The organism is Ruegeria sp. BHSC029, assembly GCF_059613085.1.
This window is the reverse complement of record NZ_JBXWRU010000001.1, coordinates 163170-178547: the sequence shown is the minus strand read 5'-3', so window position 1 is coordinate 178547 and position 15378 is coordinate 163170. Positions and strand designations below refer to the sequence as shown.

General features: G+C 60.2%; 16 protein-coding genes and 1 tRNA gene. 5 read left to right on the top strand and 12 right to left on the bottom strand.

Translation table 11 applies throughout. The annotated features are described in order from the left end of the window. Positions 1-69 precede the first annotated feature (69 nt). The 5 genes from AC2FML_RS00840 to AC2FML_RS00820 all read right to left on the bottom strand — a co-directional run bounded on the left by AC2FML_RS00840 (position 70) and on the right by AC2FML_RS00820 (position 4965). Entirely contained in the window at positions 70-2064 is a 1995-nt protein-coding gene (locus tag AC2FML_RS00840; protein WP_496781569.1) for a hypothetical protein, read from the bottom strand. Continuing rightward, on the bottom strand, positions 2061-2996 hold the full coding sequence (locus AC2FML_RS00835) for a hypothetical protein (protein WP_496781567.1): 936 nt from the start codon (positions 2994-2996) through the stop codon (positions 2061-2063). The genes AC2FML_RS00840 and AC2FML_RS00835 overlap by 4 nt, the downstream gene beginning before the upstream one ends. 5 nt (positions 2997-3001) lie before the next feature. Beyond that, a complete protein-coding gene (locus AC2FML_RS00830; RefSeq protein ID WP_170389751.1) occupies positions 3002-3985 on the bottom strand; it encodes a glycosyltransferase family 2 protein in 984 nt (327 codons plus the stop codon). Positions 3986-4349: 364 nt separating this feature from the next. Then, a tRNA-His gene (locus AC2FML_RS00825) sits at positions 4350-4426 on the bottom strand. Between the two features lie 47 nt (positions 4427-4473). Then, entirely contained in the window at positions 4474-4965 is a 492-nt protein-coding gene (locus AC2FML_RS00820) for a GNAT family N-acetyltransferase (protein WP_496781565.1), read from the bottom strand. Positions 4966-5035: 70 nt separating this feature from the next. Between AC2FML_RS00820 and AC2FML_RS00815 the strand changes: the two genes are divergently transcribed. After that, positions 5036-5224, top strand: coding sequence for a DUF6324 family protein (locus AC2FML_RS00815; protein ID WP_093961768.1), 189 nt, complete (start codon positions 5036-5038; stop codon positions 5222-5224). Positions 5225-5226: 2 nt separating this feature from the next. On the opposite strand, the gene AC2FML_RS00810 is transcribed toward AC2FML_RS00815, so the two are convergent. Both AC2FML_RS00810 and AC2FML_RS00805 read right to left on the bottom strand, forming a co-directional pair. After that, positions 5227-5658, bottom strand: a complete 432-nt coding sequence (locus tag AC2FML_RS00810; protein WP_170357518.1) for an MmcB family DNA repair protein — start codon at positions 5656-5658, stop codon at positions 5227-5229. A gap of 349 nt (positions 5659-6007) precedes the next feature. After that, the gene (locus AC2FML_RS00805; RefSeq protein WP_496781563.1) at positions 6008-6799 is read right to left on the bottom strand and encodes a PIG-L deacetylase family protein; all 792 of its coding nucleotides are present in this window, start codon (positions 6797-6799) and stop codon (positions 6008-6010) included. Between AC2FML_RS00805 and AC2FML_RS00800 the strand changes: the two genes are divergently transcribed. Beyond that, positions 6800-7333, top strand: coding sequence for a hypothetical protein (locus AC2FML_RS00800; RefSeq protein WP_170508681.1), 534 nt, complete (start codon positions 6800-6802; stop codon positions 7331-7333). Positions 7334-7474: 141 nt separating this feature from the next. On the opposite strand, the gene AC2FML_RS00795 is transcribed toward AC2FML_RS00800, so the two are convergent. The 5 genes from AC2FML_RS00795 to AC2FML_RS00775 form a co-directional block, all read right to left on the bottom strand. Then, entirely contained in the window at positions 7475-7771 is a 297-nt protein-coding gene (locus AC2FML_RS00795) for a hypothetical protein (RefSeq protein WP_170339706.1), read from the bottom strand. 67 nt (positions 7772-7838) lie between these two features. After that, the gene (gene nusB, locus AC2FML_RS00790; protein WP_149776798.1) at positions 7839-8321 is read right to left on the bottom strand and encodes a transcription antitermination factor NusB; all 483 of its coding nucleotides are present in this window, start codon (positions 8319-8321) and stop codon (positions 7839-7841) included. Then, positions 8318-8869, bottom strand: a complete 552-nt coding sequence (locus AC2FML_RS00785; RefSeq protein WP_170442378.1) for a 6,7-dimethyl-8-ribityllumazine synthase — start codon at positions 8867-8869, stop codon at positions 8318-8320. The genes nusB and AC2FML_RS00785 overlap by 4 nt, the downstream gene beginning before the upstream one ends. Positions 8870-8871: 2 nt before the next feature. Further along, positions 8872-9993: a 3,4-dihydroxy-2-butanone-4-phosphate synthase gene (gene ribB, locus AC2FML_RS00780; protein ID WP_496781561.1), complete on the bottom strand. Its 1122-nt coding sequence runs from the start codon at positions 9991-9993 to the stop codon at positions 8872-8874. A gap of 116 nt (positions 9994-10109) precedes the next feature. Continuing rightward, a complete protein-coding gene (locus AC2FML_RS00775; RefSeq protein WP_496781559.1) occupies positions 10110-10697 on the bottom strand; it encodes a riboflavin synthase in 588 nt (195 codons plus the stop codon). Positions 10698-10849: 152 nt separating this feature from the next. On the opposite strand from AC2FML_RS00775, the gene AC2FML_RS00770 reads away from it, so the two are divergent. The 3 genes from AC2FML_RS00770 (at position 10850) to AC2FML_RS00760 (ending at position 15378) form a co-directional block, all read left to right on the top strand. Beyond that, positions 10850-12148 (top strand): capsule polysaccharide biogenesis protein, encoded by a 1299-nt coding sequence (locus AC2FML_RS00770; RefSeq protein WP_496781557.1) that lies wholly within the window; start codon positions 10850-10852, stop codon positions 12146-12148. 92 nt (positions 12149-12240) lie between these two features. Next, positions 12241-13374 (top strand): polysaccharide biosynthesis/export family protein, encoded by a 1134-nt coding sequence (locus AC2FML_RS00765; protein WP_315901692.1) that lies wholly within the window; start codon positions 12241-12243, stop codon positions 13372-13374. A 3-nt stretch (positions 13375-13377) separates the two neighbouring features. Next, positions 13378-15378, top strand: coding sequence for a capsule polysaccharide biogenesis protein (locus tag AC2FML_RS00760; RefSeq protein ID WP_496733446.1), 2001 nt, complete (start codon positions 13378-13380; stop codon positions 15376-15378).

Below are 15378 nucleotides of genomic sequence, written 5' to 3'. Positions count from 1 at the left end.
CCGAAACCTTGGGCGTGTTTGCACACAGATGACCCAGAATGGTGCTGGATATCGTGAAAGGCCCGCATGTTACCCCTCTGCCCTTTTGAGCTGGTTGGAAAAACGTTTGTAGGTTGGACACAACGCCTTGGCCCGTTGCAGAAACACCTGCGCCCGCTGTTTTTCGCCGCGCTTCAGGCAAATCTGACCCGCGGCCCCTTGAATGGCGGCGGTGATGTCGTCCAGCTCGGCCGCGTGCAGGATCTGCGCCTCGGCCTGCTCTTCGGCGCCGATGCGCGCCAAGAGTTGCCCCATCGCGAAAACCAGAAACGCGCTGTCAGGGTCACAAGCCAGCGCCTCGGCCATAGTCAATCGCGCCTGACGTCGGTCACCTGCATCCGCATAGAGCTCGGCAAGACGTTTGTAGCACAGGGGGTTGTCAGGGCACCGAAGAACCACGTCCCGGGCGGCATCAATTGCCGTCTCGACGGCAACCTCGCCCATGTGCCATTGCAGCAACGATGACAGGCTTTCCACAGCGGGGTCCTGTTCCGGCAGGTCGTCGATCGCAGTCAGCCCGGCCCACAAAGCTTGCAGGCGCGTACCGCTGTCCTGCAGCCGCCTGGCGCGCTGGTCCAGGGAAAGATCGGGCCAATCAAGCAGGATCATGTCGAAATTGCAGGGCGCCCTCACGATCACCTTGTGCTGGACAAGGTACAGGTTGTTGAACGGCGGAAACCGACGTTGGCGCAGCCTGCGCTGCAGGGCCCAATCCACGGGCGGAAACAGTCGAACGGGCAGTTGGTCGCGGTACAGCATGCGCGAACCCAAAACCACAACATCGGGTCGCAACGGCTTGGCCCAAAACGCTTTTGCAAAGTGACGCCCGGCAGCCCAGCGTTTCTTTCTGGCGCCAAGAATGGCCCCCCGCAATGCGGTCAGAACCGCGTGATCTTCGGGCCAAAGATGCGGGTTTTCCAACCCGTCCCGGGCCAGTTGCTCGCTTTCCTTCCACTTGCCCAGATAGAACGCGTTCAACGCCTGCAGCAGGGGCAGAAAAGCGTTGTCCGCCCCGGCATCGAGGATCGGCTGGCCCAGATCAAAAGCCTCTTGGCACCGATCCTGGGCGCACAGATATTGCGCAGCCTTGGCATAGACATGGGCGGCCTCGGATGGGTTCAGAAAAGTCTCGGGGCCTTGCGCCACGCGCCGGATGACGGTTTCGTTCGCCTCGTCCAATTCGGCCTCGGTCAGGACATCGCGGAATACCAGTCTTTGCTGCCCCGATATCCGTGCAGCCGCCATGGAAAAGGCCGAGATGAACGGAGCGATCACCTGTTCGGCCCGGGACATGGCAAAAAGCTCGAGAAAGTCGCGCTGTGCTCGGGTCATTCCAGACAGGTCCGCAATGTCGGACATCTGCATCAGGTTCGGATAACGCTTTTGAAACCGCGCAATCAGCTCGGGCTGGTCCGAGAACATGATCGCGGGCCGGTCCAGCCTCTTGGAAAGATGCATATCGTAGAGTTCTTCCGGCTCGACCTTTGCCGGCCAGGTGGTGTGCTTCCAGGGCAGCGCGTTCAGGATGTCACCGCGCCGGATATGGTAGGCAGAAACGCCCTGCCCCGAGAGCCTTGCATCGGCAAGCTCCATGATGTGCCGGATTTGCGGAGTGAACCCGATACGGTGAATGAACTCGCGGTAGCGCGGGCGGATCGCTTCAATATCCTCCCAAGGAAAGGCAAGAACCTCGAACCCCTCTTCGACCAAGACCGAGCGGCCAGCGGCCAGATGCGCCATCAGCCGATCGGGCGTCGCGTCGCCCAAAAAGCTCCAGACCGGCAGCGCATTCTTCGACAGCCTATCGTGGGTTTTCTGATCCAGAAAGTGAGATTTGATCCATTCGGGATCGAACAGCTCTTCCGGGTTGTCCAGTTCTGGGGCATCGGCCCCCGGTGGAAACCAGTTGACCCGATAATCCGCGTCAAAATCCTCGGCCAGGCGTATGCAGGTCAGCATCATCAGCAGTCGGGCACCCATGCGGTCCTTGCGCTGGCCGATGAACACGCCCCGTTTGGGCGTCATGACGCGTCCCCTGCCGCCATAGCCCGGCGCATGGCCCGGAACCGCTGGCGGGCGGCCATTACCAGCTTTGGGTGACGTTCTTCGCCCACGGCTTCAATACCGCGCATGTAGATCGGCAGTCTCCGTCGGGCACGCATCATCTTGTAGTACTCGGACGGCTCCAGGGTCCCACGCATCGCCTGCTGCATCACCGGCTTCAAAAGATTGAGTTTCCGCAGCATGGGTGCGGCGAAGTGGTTGGCGAACCAGGTTTTGAGAAGAACGACATTGCCGCCCTGCAGCCGTGTGACCTGTTGCCTGTCCAAGTCAAAGAACGGGTCGAAAAACACATAGGCCCGGGCGGCGGCCTGAACGGTTTCGACAGCGTCACTCAGCGGCAGATCCCAGTCCTGGACACGACCGAATCGATAGCGAGTTTCCCAAGGGACCCGCCGCTCGTCCAATGTGGTCTGAGGATTGAAAGCAATGACGATCGCACCCGGAACCAGTGCTGAGAAGGTCAACGCGGCGAACCCTCCCATGGACGCCCCGGCAAACACGACCTGATCGAACTTGTCAAAAAAACCCTCGCGCGCCTTGTCCTCGAAATAACCGATGATTTCGGGGTCGCGATACCATGCCTTTGTGCGGGCGATCACGCCCAGATGGGACCACCCCTCGTCCCGGAAAAACTTCCAGCCCCACGGCTCGCGGGCAAAGGACAGGTCATTGGCATTTGCAATATTGTCAAAACTGATGACCAGCCGCGCCGGGTCACGCTGGTGGAAGATAACCGAATGGCGGTCGAGCTTTTGCAGAAACCCCGTCCCGTCCCCGCCGGGGTAAATCTCGACAAACCAAGGCGGGGGCGGATCGGTCAGAATGCGTTCATAGCCGGTCTTCCGATCCGGGTGGTCAGGTTGCAGCTGCGCTTTGGTCAGATCGTCCGCCATGGCCGTCACACCAGATTGTCGGCCAGCCAAGACCGGAACTCCACCCAATCGGGGCGCATCTTGATCTCGGCGATCTTGGCGCGGTGCCAGTCGCAGGCCTGTTCGTGCAATTCGCGCAGTTCGGGGTCCGATTTGAGCTCGTCGAGCAACGGTGCTGCACGCTGGGCGATCGGCTGGATCGAGGTGTCCTGAACCTTGTTAGCATTCATGTCCGACCAGTAGGATTGCCCCTGATCCACCTTTACGTGGTTGGTCCGCCCCCGGTCCCGCTTGATAAGAAAGCCATCCAGAGATCGAACGGAATAATGATGGAGCCGTCCGAAGGAATGGTCGAAATTCCGCCAAGCGCGCCAACCGACATTCTCGGCCGGAAACAGATTTCCGCCCGCGTCCGACCATGCGACCTCGGCCTCTTTGCCCTCTTCAATGCCCTTGGGTCTGTGCGGTCCGAACCGAGTGAACTTGCCATTGTTCCGAAACAGCGTTTTCAGACCATATGCGCGACCCGAATGATAGGGAAACTCCTGATCGGCCATGCAAAATGACCGTGTCACGGGCGTGTCGTCAAAACTGATATTGCCCGACGTCCCAAACAACCGCCATGCGAACGAAATGGCGTCCACCGATTGTCCTGCCTTCTGTTCGACGGCATCAATCAAGGCCGCGAAGCTGTTGTCGCCGCATCGAATGTTCCAAAACTCATCGACATCAAGGCACATCAGCCAATCGGCTTCTTTGACCCTAGGATGTCGCCGTGCCCGCCGGAGCATCTGGTGCTGGGGGTTTCCACCCTCAGGCACAGCATTCGGGACGTGGGATGCCAAACCCATCTGCTCAAGCCGTTGTGCAATCCTATCGGTACCGTCCTCACAGTCATTGGTGAAGATCACAAAATGATCGACGCCCAAAGTCCGATGAAACGCGACCCACTCCAGCATGTAGGGGCCTTCGTTTTTCATCGTCGTGAATACGGTAATGGTCTGAGACATTTACGCCTGTTCCCGAACTGCCTTTGACCTTCTTCTTACACAAAGCGCACCAATGCTGCGAGGGTCGAATTCCGTGCGAGGGAATGTCTGCGCCGACTGGTGCACCGCTACACGTGTAACCGACCTTCGGACGCAAGCGCCCTTAGCACCACGGAAGCAGACGACAGGTTCCATCTGGAGTCGATTGCCCTCTCAAATAATCCCAGAATTTTGGGTTACGGCGTAAAAGGGAACAGTAAAAACCAAACTAATTCCGCCAGTTGCACCGCAAATCTCTTGCGACCGGCCTCGTTAATCCCAACCCTACCAACCGAAAAACAGCGCACGTCAAAAGCGGCGGTCGAGCAGTCTTGTCGAGGGGAGATGGTACCGCCTCCCTGGCTTGAACAGGGGACCTCTGGATCCACAATCCAGCGCTCTAACCAACTGAGCTAAGGCGGCACTCGTGAGGGGCGATTTAACGAACGCGTTCGGGGATTGCAAGAGCCTTAAAGTCGAATTGACCAGCTTTGTTCGATGAGATCGACGCCGAAGGAATGAACCGGTTTGCTGTCGGTCAGGCGCCATCCATGCGCTTGGTACAGCTTGCAGGCAGCCCTGTGGCTTTCGTGGGTCCACAAGACCATCGACGTGTACCCTGTGGATCGCGCAAATCCCATGCATGTCATCAAAAGCCGCGCCCCAAGTCCCCTGCCCCGCGCGTCGGGTTCCAGCAAAAAAAGCCGCAGTTTGGCGGTAGTTTCATCCTGCGCGACACAGAAAATACTACCAAGGCGCTTTCCGTCACTTTCAACGATCCATCCCCTCTCGCGTTGGGGATCATGCCCGGCGACAAATTCGTCCAGAATACGGGCCACCAGCGGAGCGAAGCTCTCGTCAAATCCTTCATCCCGCGCGTAAAGTGTTCCGTGGCGCTCGACCAGCCAATCGCGGTCATCTTCGCAAAACGGCCGGATCTCAGCATTGTCCCCTTGCAGCATCGGCCACACACTCCGCTTGATTCCCATTGCGTTGCAGGCTAGCAGAAACGCTCAGTCCCCGGAGGCGAGAATGGGCATCAATACCGAACGTGACATCGAAGCGAACCTTCAGATCGGTCCGACCGACCATGGAATGGTGCGCCTGTTCATCGAGGCGGGCGAGCTTGAAATCCCCATGGATTTCGACCCGGAAGAAGCCGAGGAAATCGCCGACGAGATCCGCGCCGCAGCACAAGCCGCACGCGCCGTCAAAGGCTGAAATCAAAGCCGCGGATCACGCAGGCCGTGCAACCGTCGCGCGGCGTCCATGGCAAATTTCTGGATCATCTTTTTGCGTCTTGCCCCGGCCAACTTGGTCTCGGGGGACATGCGGATGATCTCGGCGTCATAAGCATCCGCAATGATAAGTCCGGTTTCAGCGGGCAGCAGCTCGGTGGGAAAGTCCGTGTCCACCGCCCAGAAGAAGCGGTCGCACCAATCCAGATAACCCTGCCACTTCGAATCGGACATATAGTCGGCCCGGCTGGACTTGCACTCGATCACCCAAAGCTCGCCCTTTGGCCCCAACCCCATGACGTCAACGCGCAACCCGCGGGTCGGGACGAATTCCTCAATCGAAACAAAGCCGTGCGTCACCAGGTGTCTAGAGACACCCCTGGCCAGTCTTTGTCCGGGCTGAAGTTCAACTGTCATGCGCAGAGTGTGAACAATTAGTGAACAAATTGTCAAGTTGGCAGGTTTTGATCATCATCCCGGATCTGACCCGGCCCGCATGCCCAAGATTTTCCCCTACAATCAACTTCCGTACGACCCAGACCAAAAACTGTTGAGCATGCCCCTTGTGCAACTGAGTGTTGCGCCCTACTTAGGCGCTTGGCGGGTTCTGCCCTTCTCGTGACTGGTAGCATTCCGGTGGCCTTAAGCAATTCCGAGGGAGCTGGCTCTGTTCGGGTCCTGGCCCGTTTACCTGGCGCCCACCTGTACATACAGGTCCTCGGGAATCAAAACCGCACGGTTGCCTGGTGGTCCCGCCGCCTTCTGATCAGGGGATTTCTTGCGGATCGACCCGTGCGAAGGTTTCGTCATCCAGAGCAAAATCATAAAGCCTGCGCCCGTTCCATTGCGGCATATAGCAGTCAAACATCCTGTTTTTTTGATCCGGCAGACTTGGCACAGTCAAATCTGCCGTTGGCAGGTTCAATCCAAACGTCAACATCTGGGCGTCCGTGTACCGTGCAGATGCCTGCTTGACCGCATGATGCAACAGCACGTGTTCGATATGCCCGTATTCGCCAACTCGATTGTGAGTGATGACGGTTGTCGGCGTGAACTGCTTCATCAACGCATAGGCGGATCCGGATAACAGCCCAAACAACGGATGGCGGCGCAATGGCCGGACGATTTCAGGTTCTGGCATGCCATCGCCGGTTGGCATGCGAATAAATCGGCGCAGCCTCGGGTAATCACTTTCGACCGCAAAGGGCAGTTGCACCCGGGTGGCCCCAATCATGTCGCACGCCTGGTGCATCGCGGCCTCGCGCGTATCGGTGTCTCGACGGTTGGACGCAGGCCGGAAGAAGCTTGCAACGACAACTTCGGCACGTCCCTTGAGGTGCGCCAGGAGTGAGCCGGCAAACAGCGTTTCATCATCCTGATGGCACACGCACACGAGAATGCGCTGATGGGCAAGCCCGTCCAGGCTGAGTGCGTTGCGCGCCACGCCCGGACCAGTCTCCAAAAGGCCGAAATTCGCGCTGTGCAGGGTTTCCGGTCCAATCAGGTTGACCGACCGCGCGCGCCCTTGCTGGACCAAACGGGCCGAGCTTGTCTGCACATGGCCGTTTCGGTTGTCTCCCTGAATCAAGTAGCATCTGTCAGCCAGGCCAGACCAGACCGCATCCAGCTCGGCGACCCTGCTGTTCTTCTGCGCATCCAAGTGCAACAGGTCGATCGGGCCGAACGGCCGATCCTGAACCGCATGCTCAAGCCCTTCGATCGCTGGCCTGAGGTAGAACTTCACGCGATCCGGGAAACGGTTTTCGAACCATCGGAATGCGATCGGCACGTAGATGTCGACCGGCGGCCACGAGGCGCGCAAACGCTGCCCAAGGTCGATGCCGATATACTTCAAACCGGGGTTCGAGTGCAGCGCCAACAGACCCGCGTGGCCGCCCGCCACTCCGACCTCGGCAAAGCAATTGCTTTCCTGTGCCAACCGGTGAAGAGTACGCCGTTTCGGCTCCATCGATGGCGCGAGGTCGGATTTGTGAAAGTTTTCTTGCATGTGTGCATAGCACACGTTTCCATTGATCGCGACTGGCTCGCCTGCTTGTTTCAGCCCGTCCGTAATCGCCTGATTCAAACTTGACAGATCATCCAGAAACGCCGGCGAATTGATGACGTCTTCATAACTTGGCTTGGTCAAGGAAACGGTCTTTCATGGACAATACGATACGCTTGCGCATCAAATGTCAGGGGCAGACCAATTGCAAGCGCCAGGAACCACCTGTCACGACCGGCGCGCTTCAACGCGCACGGGTTCCAACTTGACCGCGACCGGCGTGCCTCCACGCGGGCCTTTGGGCTTTTCGGCCATGCTCATGATCGCATAGGCGAATTGGACGCCTGCAAAGACGATCCCGTTCATGAACCAGATCATGATCAGCGCGATAAAGCCAATGTCGGACCCGGTGATGAGGTGACGCAGGTTGGCCACGTTCAAAAGCAGCAGCACCGCGACAAACACAGCCGAGATCACAAAGCCGAGCGCGACCTGGGTGATGTAAAGACGGATCAGTTTCGGCATGACGCACCTCCTTCACACGACAGGAGTCTAGCGCAATTTCATGCCGGGTAAAATCGCCCGTGGCGCGTCAGAACGCCTCGGGCTTGGCCTCGCGGGCCATGTGATCCAGTACCGCGTTGACGAATTTCGGCTCTTTTCCTTCGGGGAAGAAGGCACGCGCCACGTCGACGAATTCGGTGATGACCACCTTGGGCGGCGTGTCGCTCTGGCTCAGCTCGGCGCCGGCCGCGCGGAACAGTGCCCGCAGGGTCGGGTCGATGCGCGAGATCGGCCACTTGGCCACCAGCGCACGGTCGGTCATCTGGTCGATCGGCGCCTGATAGTTCACAGCATCATCCACCAGCTTGCGAAACAGCGTGCTGTCGCCTTCCAACATCTCGTCGCCCTCGTAGACCGCGCCGAACCGGTGATCCAGAAACTCGTTGACCACCTGCTCGGTCGTCTGGCCCGACTGCTCCATCTGGAACAGCGCCTGCACGGCATACAGCCGCGCGGCGGATTTCATCAGGCGTTTCCGGTTTGCCGGTTTCGGCGTGTCTGTCTGGGTCATGCTGTCGTTGATCCGTTGCTGTCGCCCGCCACGAGGATGGACTCGGACGGCGGCTTGAATCCGACGCCCTTTTTCGAAGCGCCCCACTTACGTCTGAGCGCGATCAGATGCAAGGCCGCAGCCGCCGCGCCGCCACCTTTGTTCATCTTTTCCGGATTTGCGCGCACTTCGGCCTGCGCGTCATTTTCAACCGTCAGGATGCCGTTGCCGATGCACAGCCCCTGCAGGCCCAGCAGCTGGATCGCCCGGCTGGAATCGTTGCAGACGGTTTCGTAATGCGTGGTCTCGCCCCGGATCACGCAGCCCAGCGCCACATAGCCGTCAAAGTTGCACTGGCGGTCGGCCATGGCAATCGCGGTCGGGATCTCGAGCGCGCCGGGCACCTCGACCACCTCGCAACTGCCGCCGGCGGCCTCGATCTCGGCCTTGGCGCCGCGAACCAGCTCGTCGGCGATGGCGCGATAGAACGGGGCCACGACGATCAGCAGCTTGACCGGGTCATCGAATTTCGGAGTCGGCAGAACGCCGTGTTTGTCTTGCTCAGCCATGCTCAGTCATCCTTGAGAATCGAGCGGGTCCCGACGATGGACAGGCCAAAGGCGTCCAGACCCAGGTATTTCGTCTGCGGCGAGTCGGTCAGCAGCACCAGTTCCTTGATGCCCATCTTGGACAGGATCTGCGCGCCCAGACCGGTTTGCTTGATGGTGCGCGGGCCTTCGTCCTCGGCCGCGTACAACGAGTTGCGCGGGTTGCGGAACAGGCAGACCACGCCACGCCCCTCGGCGGCGATCTTTTCCATCGCGCGCGGCAGTTCCTGCGGCGACTTCGGACCAAGGCCCAGAATGTCCGAGGCCTCGTGCAACGCATGGGTGCGGGTCAGGACGGGCTCGGGCGTGCTGATGTCGCCCTTGATCATCACCACATGTTCGATCCCGTGGGTCTGATCGGTGAAGATCCGCATCTCCCACTCGCCGCCATATTCCGACGTGACCATCCGGCGCGCGGTCTCGACCACAAGATTGTCGTGGCGCGCGCGGTACGAGATCAGGTCGCTGATTGTGCCGATCTTCAGCCCATGCTCCTTGGCGAATTCGACCAGATCGGGCAGTCGTGCCATGGTGCCGTCGGGCTTCATGATCTCGCAGATCACGCCCGAGGGGTTCAGCCCGGCCAGGCGCGAAATGTCCACGGCGGCCTCGGTGTGGCCGGCGCGTACAAGCACCCCGCCCCGCTTGGCGCGCAGCGGAAAGACATGCCCCGGCGTGGCCAGATGCGCCATGGTGTTCTGTTCGTTGATCGCTGTGGCGATGGTCAGCGCCCGGTCGGCGGCCGAGATCCCGGTGCTGACGCCTTCGCGTGCCTCGATCGAGACGGTAAAGGCGGTTTCGTGCCGCGACGAGTTGTTCACGGCCATCATCGGCAGGCCCAGCCGGTCGATCCGCTCGGACGTCATCGGCAGGCAGATCAGCCCGCGGCCATGGGTGGCCATGAAATTGATCGCCTCGGCATCGGCGAATTCCGCCGGGATCACCAGGTCGCCTTCGTTTTCGCGGTCCTCGTGATCGACCAGAATGTACATCCGGCCCTGGCGCGCCTCTTCGATGATCTCTTCGATCGGGCTGATCGCGTCGCGCAGCTGGGCCTCGACCGGTCCGGGTGTTTCAAAGCTCATGGGGCAGCCTTTCACAGAGCAGGTGTTGCATCGCGGGATAGACCAGCGCGCGCGCAAAGGCCAGTCCGCAAACGAAGTGGGCCGTACCTAACGCGACGCAATTTCTTCGCTGGCGATCACGAAACCTCGGCCAGACGGGCCACGTACCGGGCCAGCGTGTCGATTTCCAGATTGACCCGATCTCCGACCTTGGCCGCGCCCCAGGTCGTCACCTCTTTGGTATGGGGAATGAAGTTGATCCCGAAATCGCAACCGTCGACATCGTTGACCGTAAGCGAAGTGCCGTTCAGAGCAACCGAGCCCTTGGGCGCGATGAAGCGCGCCAAATCGTTGGGCGCGCGCAGGGTCACGCGGGTGCTGTCCCCTTCTTCGGCCATGGCGACGATCTCTGCGACGCCATCCACGTGTCCCGATACGATATGGCCACCCAATTCGTCACCCACCTTCAAGGCCCGTTCAAGGTTGACCCTTGAGCCCACCTTCCAGCCGTCCAGATTGGTTTTGGAAACGGTCTCGGCGCTGATCTGAACATCGTACCAGTCATCACCCACCGCGATGACGGTCAGGCAAACCCCGTCGCTGGCGATCGACGCACCAATATCTATGCCGGATGTTTCATAGCCTGTCCGGATGCGTGCACGCAGATCGCCCTGCTGCTCCAACTCGATAATTGTGCCGATATCGGTGACGATCCCAGTAAACATTCCGTTAACCCTCTGCGCCTAAGCTGTGCCATGCAATCCACGCCGAGGTAAGGCCAAGTGGCGGGCGGAGCAAGCCCTGCCTTGCCCGGCTGGCCGCAAAAAGGCATAGTTTGTTCAATAAAACACGGGCAACCAGAATTCGAGCATCTGGCATGAGGCAACCGAAGGACAACTCCGACAGTCGCGTATTCCTGTTTCTGCAGGGGCCGCATGGGCCGTTCTTCAGCGGCCTGGGTCGCATGTTGCGCGCGGCTGGCGCGCAGGTGTGGCGTGTCGGGTTCAACGCCGGGGACCAGGCCTTTTGGTTCGATCGCGCCAGCTATATCCCCTATCGCGGCGGGCTAGAAAACTGGCCGGAAAGCCTGACGAACATCATCCTGTCGCGCGGTGTAACCGACATCGTGCTTTATGGCGATGTTCGCCCGGTGCACGCCGACGCGATCCGTACGGCGCGAAGCCACGGCATCCGTGTTCATGTGTTCGAGGAAGGGTACCTTCGACCTTGGTGGGTCACCTATGAACGCAATGGGTCAAACGGACATTCTCGCCTGATGGATCTGGAAATCGCCCAGATGCAGCAAGCGTTGCAAAGCTCGGGCGCCAAAACGCCCCCACCCCCGTCACATTGGGGGGATATGCGGCAACACATTTTCTACGGCGCACTGTACCACTGGTTCGTTCTGTGTGCGAACCGTGGGTACCGTAATTTCCGCCCGCACCGAGAAGTGCCTGTCTCAAAGGAATTCAAACTGTATTTCAAACGTTTGGCGCTCATGCCGATCCATCGACTGCAGCGCGTTCTCGCCACCTGGCGCGTAAGGCGCGGCGGGTTCCCCTATCATCTGGTGCTGCTGCAACTGGGGCACGACAGTTCGGTCCAGGCGCATTCAGACTTTTCATGCATGGCCGATTTCATCACCCCGGTGATGGAGGGGTTCGCCAAGGGCGCTCCGTCCCACCACCGCCTGGTCATCAAGGAACATCCCCTTGAGAACCAGCGCGAGCCGCTAAGAAGACGCGTCCAAGCACTTGCGCGCGAACTGGGCATTTCGGATCGCGTGCATTACGTGCCAGGGGGAAAGCTGGCGCGCCTTCTGGATCACGCGAGCTCGGCCCTGACCATCAACTCCACCGCCGGACAGCAGGCTCTGTGGCGCGGCATCCCTCTGCGTATCTTCGGCAAGTCGGTCTACGACAAGCCTGAACTGGTCTCGCATCAACCGATTGACGAATTCTTCAGGCACCCGCAAAAACCGGACACGGAGGCCTATCGGGCATACCGCCAATTCCTGTTGGAAACCAGCCAGGTGCCGGGCGGCTATTACTCACGCGGCGGACGGCGCCAGTTGCTGCGGCGGGTTGCAGACATGATGTTGCAGGCTCGCGACCCTTATCAGGCCGCGCTGACCGGAATCGCGACCATCACGCCACAGTTGAAAATCGTTGAATGACACGGTGCTTGGCTGGCTGGAACTTGAAGTATGAAACCGCTAGTTTGACCGCAAACCAAAAGACTACATACGAAACTCGAGGTATTTCGGCAGTGCAGCGTTTCCCTACTCGATGGATACGAGGGTTGTCCCTTGTTGCAGCCATTGGCCTTCTGACAGCGTGCCAACTGCCCAAGGCCGGGCCGAACAAAACCGAAATTCTGGCGGGCTCGACAGTCAATGGCGGCAACGCCCACGTGGTCGAAGTTGATGACCGGGTGGCCCACGTCACCTCTGCGGTTCCACAGTTTGGCTTTCCGCCTGCCTTCCGGTCAGCACAAAGCGTAACATCCGACACCATTCGTCCCGGCGACGTGCTTGGCCTGACCATCTGGGAAAACGTCGACGACGGTCTGCTGGCCGGTGAAACCGGCCCATCGACCAATCTCGATGAGGTTCAGGTCGACAGCGAAGGCTTTATCTTCGTGCCCTATGCCGGCCGCTTGCGCGCCTCGGGCAACACGCCCGAGCAGCTACGCTCGCTGATTGCGGAAAAGCTGCGCGAGCAGACACCTGACCCGCAGGTTCAGATCCGCCGCGTGGCGGGTGACGGTGCGACGGTCTCGGTAACCGGTACGATCGGCGCCTCTGGCATCTATCCGATCGAACGCCCGACCCGAACGCTTTCGACGATGCTTGCCAGGGCCGGTGGCGTGGCGGTCGCCCCGGATATTGCGCTGGTCACGGTGATCCGCGGCAATCAGCGTGGCACCGTGTGGTATGACGATCTGTTCCGCAATCCTGAAACCGACATCGCACTGCGCGGCGGTGATCGCATCCTAGTCGAACAGGACACCCGGTCGTATATCGCGCTGGGGGCCACGGGTGGGCAATCCCGGGTCGCCTTCGACAGTCAGGATCTGTCCGCGCTGGAAGCGCTGGCGCAGGTCGGCGGCTTGCAGTCGCTGTCCTCAGATCCCACCGGTATATTCGTTCTGAGGGACGAGCGTGAAGATATCGCACGAAAAGTGCTGGGCCAGCCGAACCTTCAGGGCGAACAACGCGTGATCTACCTGCTGAACCTCACGGCGCCCAACGGTTTGTTTGTGGCACGTGATTTCGTGATCCGCGACGACGACACGATTTACGTGACCGAAGCCCCGTATGCACAGTGGACCAAGTCGATTTCCCTGATTGCCGGTGGTCTGACACCCGTTGCAAACGTCGCCACGCTGACCGGAAACTGAGGCATGAAACCCGGCGCCGACACTGCGGACGCCGAGGATCGAACGCGCCTGTATGTCTACAATGGCGGGTTTCTGACCCAACGCAGGGTCAGACGCATCCTGTCGCTCGCGGGATTCGACATTCGCGTTGGGCTTCCGCGTTCAGGCGACATGGTGGGCATCTGGGGTGAAAGCCGGACCGCGCACCGCGGAACCCGAGTAGCAAAGGACCGGGATATCCCGCTGTTGCGGGTCGAGGATGCATTCCTTCGATCCCTGCTGCCGGGGCGCGATCACGAGCCGCCACTGGGCCTGCTTCTGGAACGACGTGCGATGCATTTCGATCCGTCACAGCCGTCGGACCTCGAAACTCTGCTGGCCACGCACCCGCTGGATGACACCGCCCTGCTGGATCGGGCGCGCGGCGCGATCGCACGGCTGAAGGAATCGCATCTGAGCAAGTATTCGGCATGCGACCCGGATATCGCGCCCCCGGATCCGGGCTATGTATTGGTTGTCGATCAGATACAGGGCGACGCGGCGGTTACGGCAAGCCGGGGCGACCCCGCGCAGTTTCTCGAAATGCTGATCATGGCCCAAGAGGAAAACCCCGGCGCGCGTGTGATCATCAAGACCCACCCGGAAACACTGCAGGGTCATCGGCGCGGTTTTTTCTCGGCGGATGACGAAACTGACCGCGTCTCCCTGTTGGCGGATCAGATCAGCCCCTGGTCGTTGCTGGAAGGCGCGATTGGCGTCTATACCCTGTCTTCGCAACTGGGGTTTGAGGCCATTCTGGCCGGTCACAAACCTAGGGTTTTTGGGCAACCCTTCTATGCCGGGTGGGGTCTGACGCAGGACGAGATGCCTCTGCCGCGCCGGCAGCGCAATCTGACCCGCGCTCAACTATTCGCTGCCGCCATGATACTGTACCCGACGTGGTACGATCCCTATCGCGACCAGCTGTGTGAGCTTGAAACGGTGCTGGATACGCTTGAGGCCCAGAGCCGCGCCTGGCGACAGGACAGGCACGGCTGGACAGCGTCTGGAATGCGCCTGTGGAAACGCAGGCATATTCAGCAAACCTTCGGGAAGTGGAAAAAAGTCCGTTTCGTGCCGGAACCGCCTTCGGCGTCCGACAGGCCGCATATGGTCTGGGCCAATCGTGATCTGGAAGCCGAAGATGTGGTCCGCGTCGAAGACGGTTTTCTGCGCTCGCGCGGGTTGGGGGCCAACCTTGTGCCGCCGCTTTCGCTGGTGACCGACGACCTTGGAATTTACTACGACCCCACCCGACCCAGCCGTCTGGAAGAACTGATCACCGCTCGCGAAGAGTTGCGACCCGATCAGGAGATACGGATACGCCGCCTGGTGACGCAACTCACCGCGGCGGGGCTAAGCAAATACAATACGGGCGGCAGTTGCCCTCCCTTGCCCGACGGGCACCGGATTCTTGTACCTGGCCAGGTAGAGGACGACGCCTCGATCCGGTTGGGCACCAGCACGGTCCGCACAAATCTCGAGTTGCTGAGCACCGTTCGCGCGGCCAATCCCGACGCAGTTCTGATCTACAAACCGCATCCGGATGTTGAGGCCGGGCTTCGGGACGGTCGAATAGACGCCCAGGGTTTGGCCGATGTCGTCCTCCACGAGGTCGACCCGGCACTGGTTCTGCCAGAGGTCCATGAGGTCTGGACAATGACCTCACTGCTTGGGTTCGAGGCTTTGTTGCGCGGGATAAAGGTCACTACGCTTGGGGCCCCGTTCTACGCCGGCTGGGGTCTGACGACCGACCTCGGATCGGTCCCGGCCCGACGAGGCGCGCGACCAACGGTGCTGAGCCTGGCCTACGCCACGCTCATCGACTATCCACGATATTTCGATCCAGTCACTCGCGATACCTGCCCGGCGGAGGTTGTCGCAGACCGTTTGACGCATGGCCCGATTGCACCTGCTGGGCCGGCAATCCGGCTGCTGGCCAAGCTTCAGGGGGCTTTTGCGACACATGCGAACCTGTGGCGCTAG

Excerpts from the sequence above, each read along its gene's own strand:
- AC2FML_RS00840 (WP_496781569.1), bottom strand. The coding sequence starts at position 2,064 with ATGACGCCCAAACGGGGCGTGTTCATCGGCCAGCGCAAGGACCGCATG.
- AC2FML_RS00835 (WP_496781567.1), bottom strand. The coding sequence starts at position 2,996 with ATGGCGGACGATCTGACCAAAGCGCAGCTGCAACCTGACCACCCGGAT.
- AC2FML_RS00830 (WP_170389751.1), bottom strand. The coding sequence starts at position 3,985 with ATGTCTCAGACCATTACCGTATTCACGACGATGAAAAACGAAGGCCCC.
- AC2FML_RS00820 (WP_496781565.1), bottom strand. The coding sequence starts at position 4,965 with ATGCTGCAAGGGGACAATGCTGAGATCCGGCCGTTTTGCGAAGATGAC.
- AC2FML_RS00815 (WP_093961768.1), top strand. The coding sequence starts at position 5,036 with ATGGGCATCAATACCGAACGTGACATCGAAGCGAACCTTCAGATCGGT.
- AC2FML_RS00810 (WP_170357518.1), bottom strand. The coding sequence starts at position 5,658 with ATGACAGTTGAACTTCAGCCCGGACAAAGACTGGCCAGGGGTGTCTCT.
- AC2FML_RS00800 (WP_170508681.1), top strand. The coding sequence starts at position 6,800 with ATGGCCGTTTCGGTTGTCTCCCTGAATCAAGTAGCATCTGTCAGCCAG.
- AC2FML_RS00795 (WP_170339706.1), bottom strand. The coding sequence starts at position 7,771 with ATGCCGAAACTGATCCGTCTTTACATCACCCAGGTCGCGCTCGGCTTT.
- nusB (WP_149776798.1), bottom strand. The coding sequence starts at position 8,321 with ATGACCCAGACAGACACGCCGAAACCGGCAAACCGGAAACGCCTGATG.
- AC2FML_RS00785 (WP_170442378.1), bottom strand. The coding sequence starts at position 8,869 with ATGGCTGAGCAAGACAAACACGGCGTTCTGCCGACTCCGAAATTCGAT.
- ribB (WP_496781561.1), bottom strand. The coding sequence starts at position 9,993 with ATGAGCTTTGAAACACCCGGACCGGTCGAGGCCCAGCTGCGCGACGCG.
- AC2FML_RS00775 (WP_496781559.1), bottom strand. The coding sequence starts at position 10,697 with ATGTTTACTGGGATCGTCACCGATATCGGCACAATTATCGAGTTGGAG.
- AC2FML_RS00770 (WP_496781557.1), top strand. The coding sequence starts at position 10,850 with ATGAGGCAACCGAAGGACAACTCCGACAGTCGCGTATTCCTGTTTCTG.
- AC2FML_RS00760 (WP_496733446.1), top strand. The coding sequence starts at position 13,378 with ATGAAACCCGGCGCCGACACTGCGGACGCCGAGGATCGAACGCGCCTG.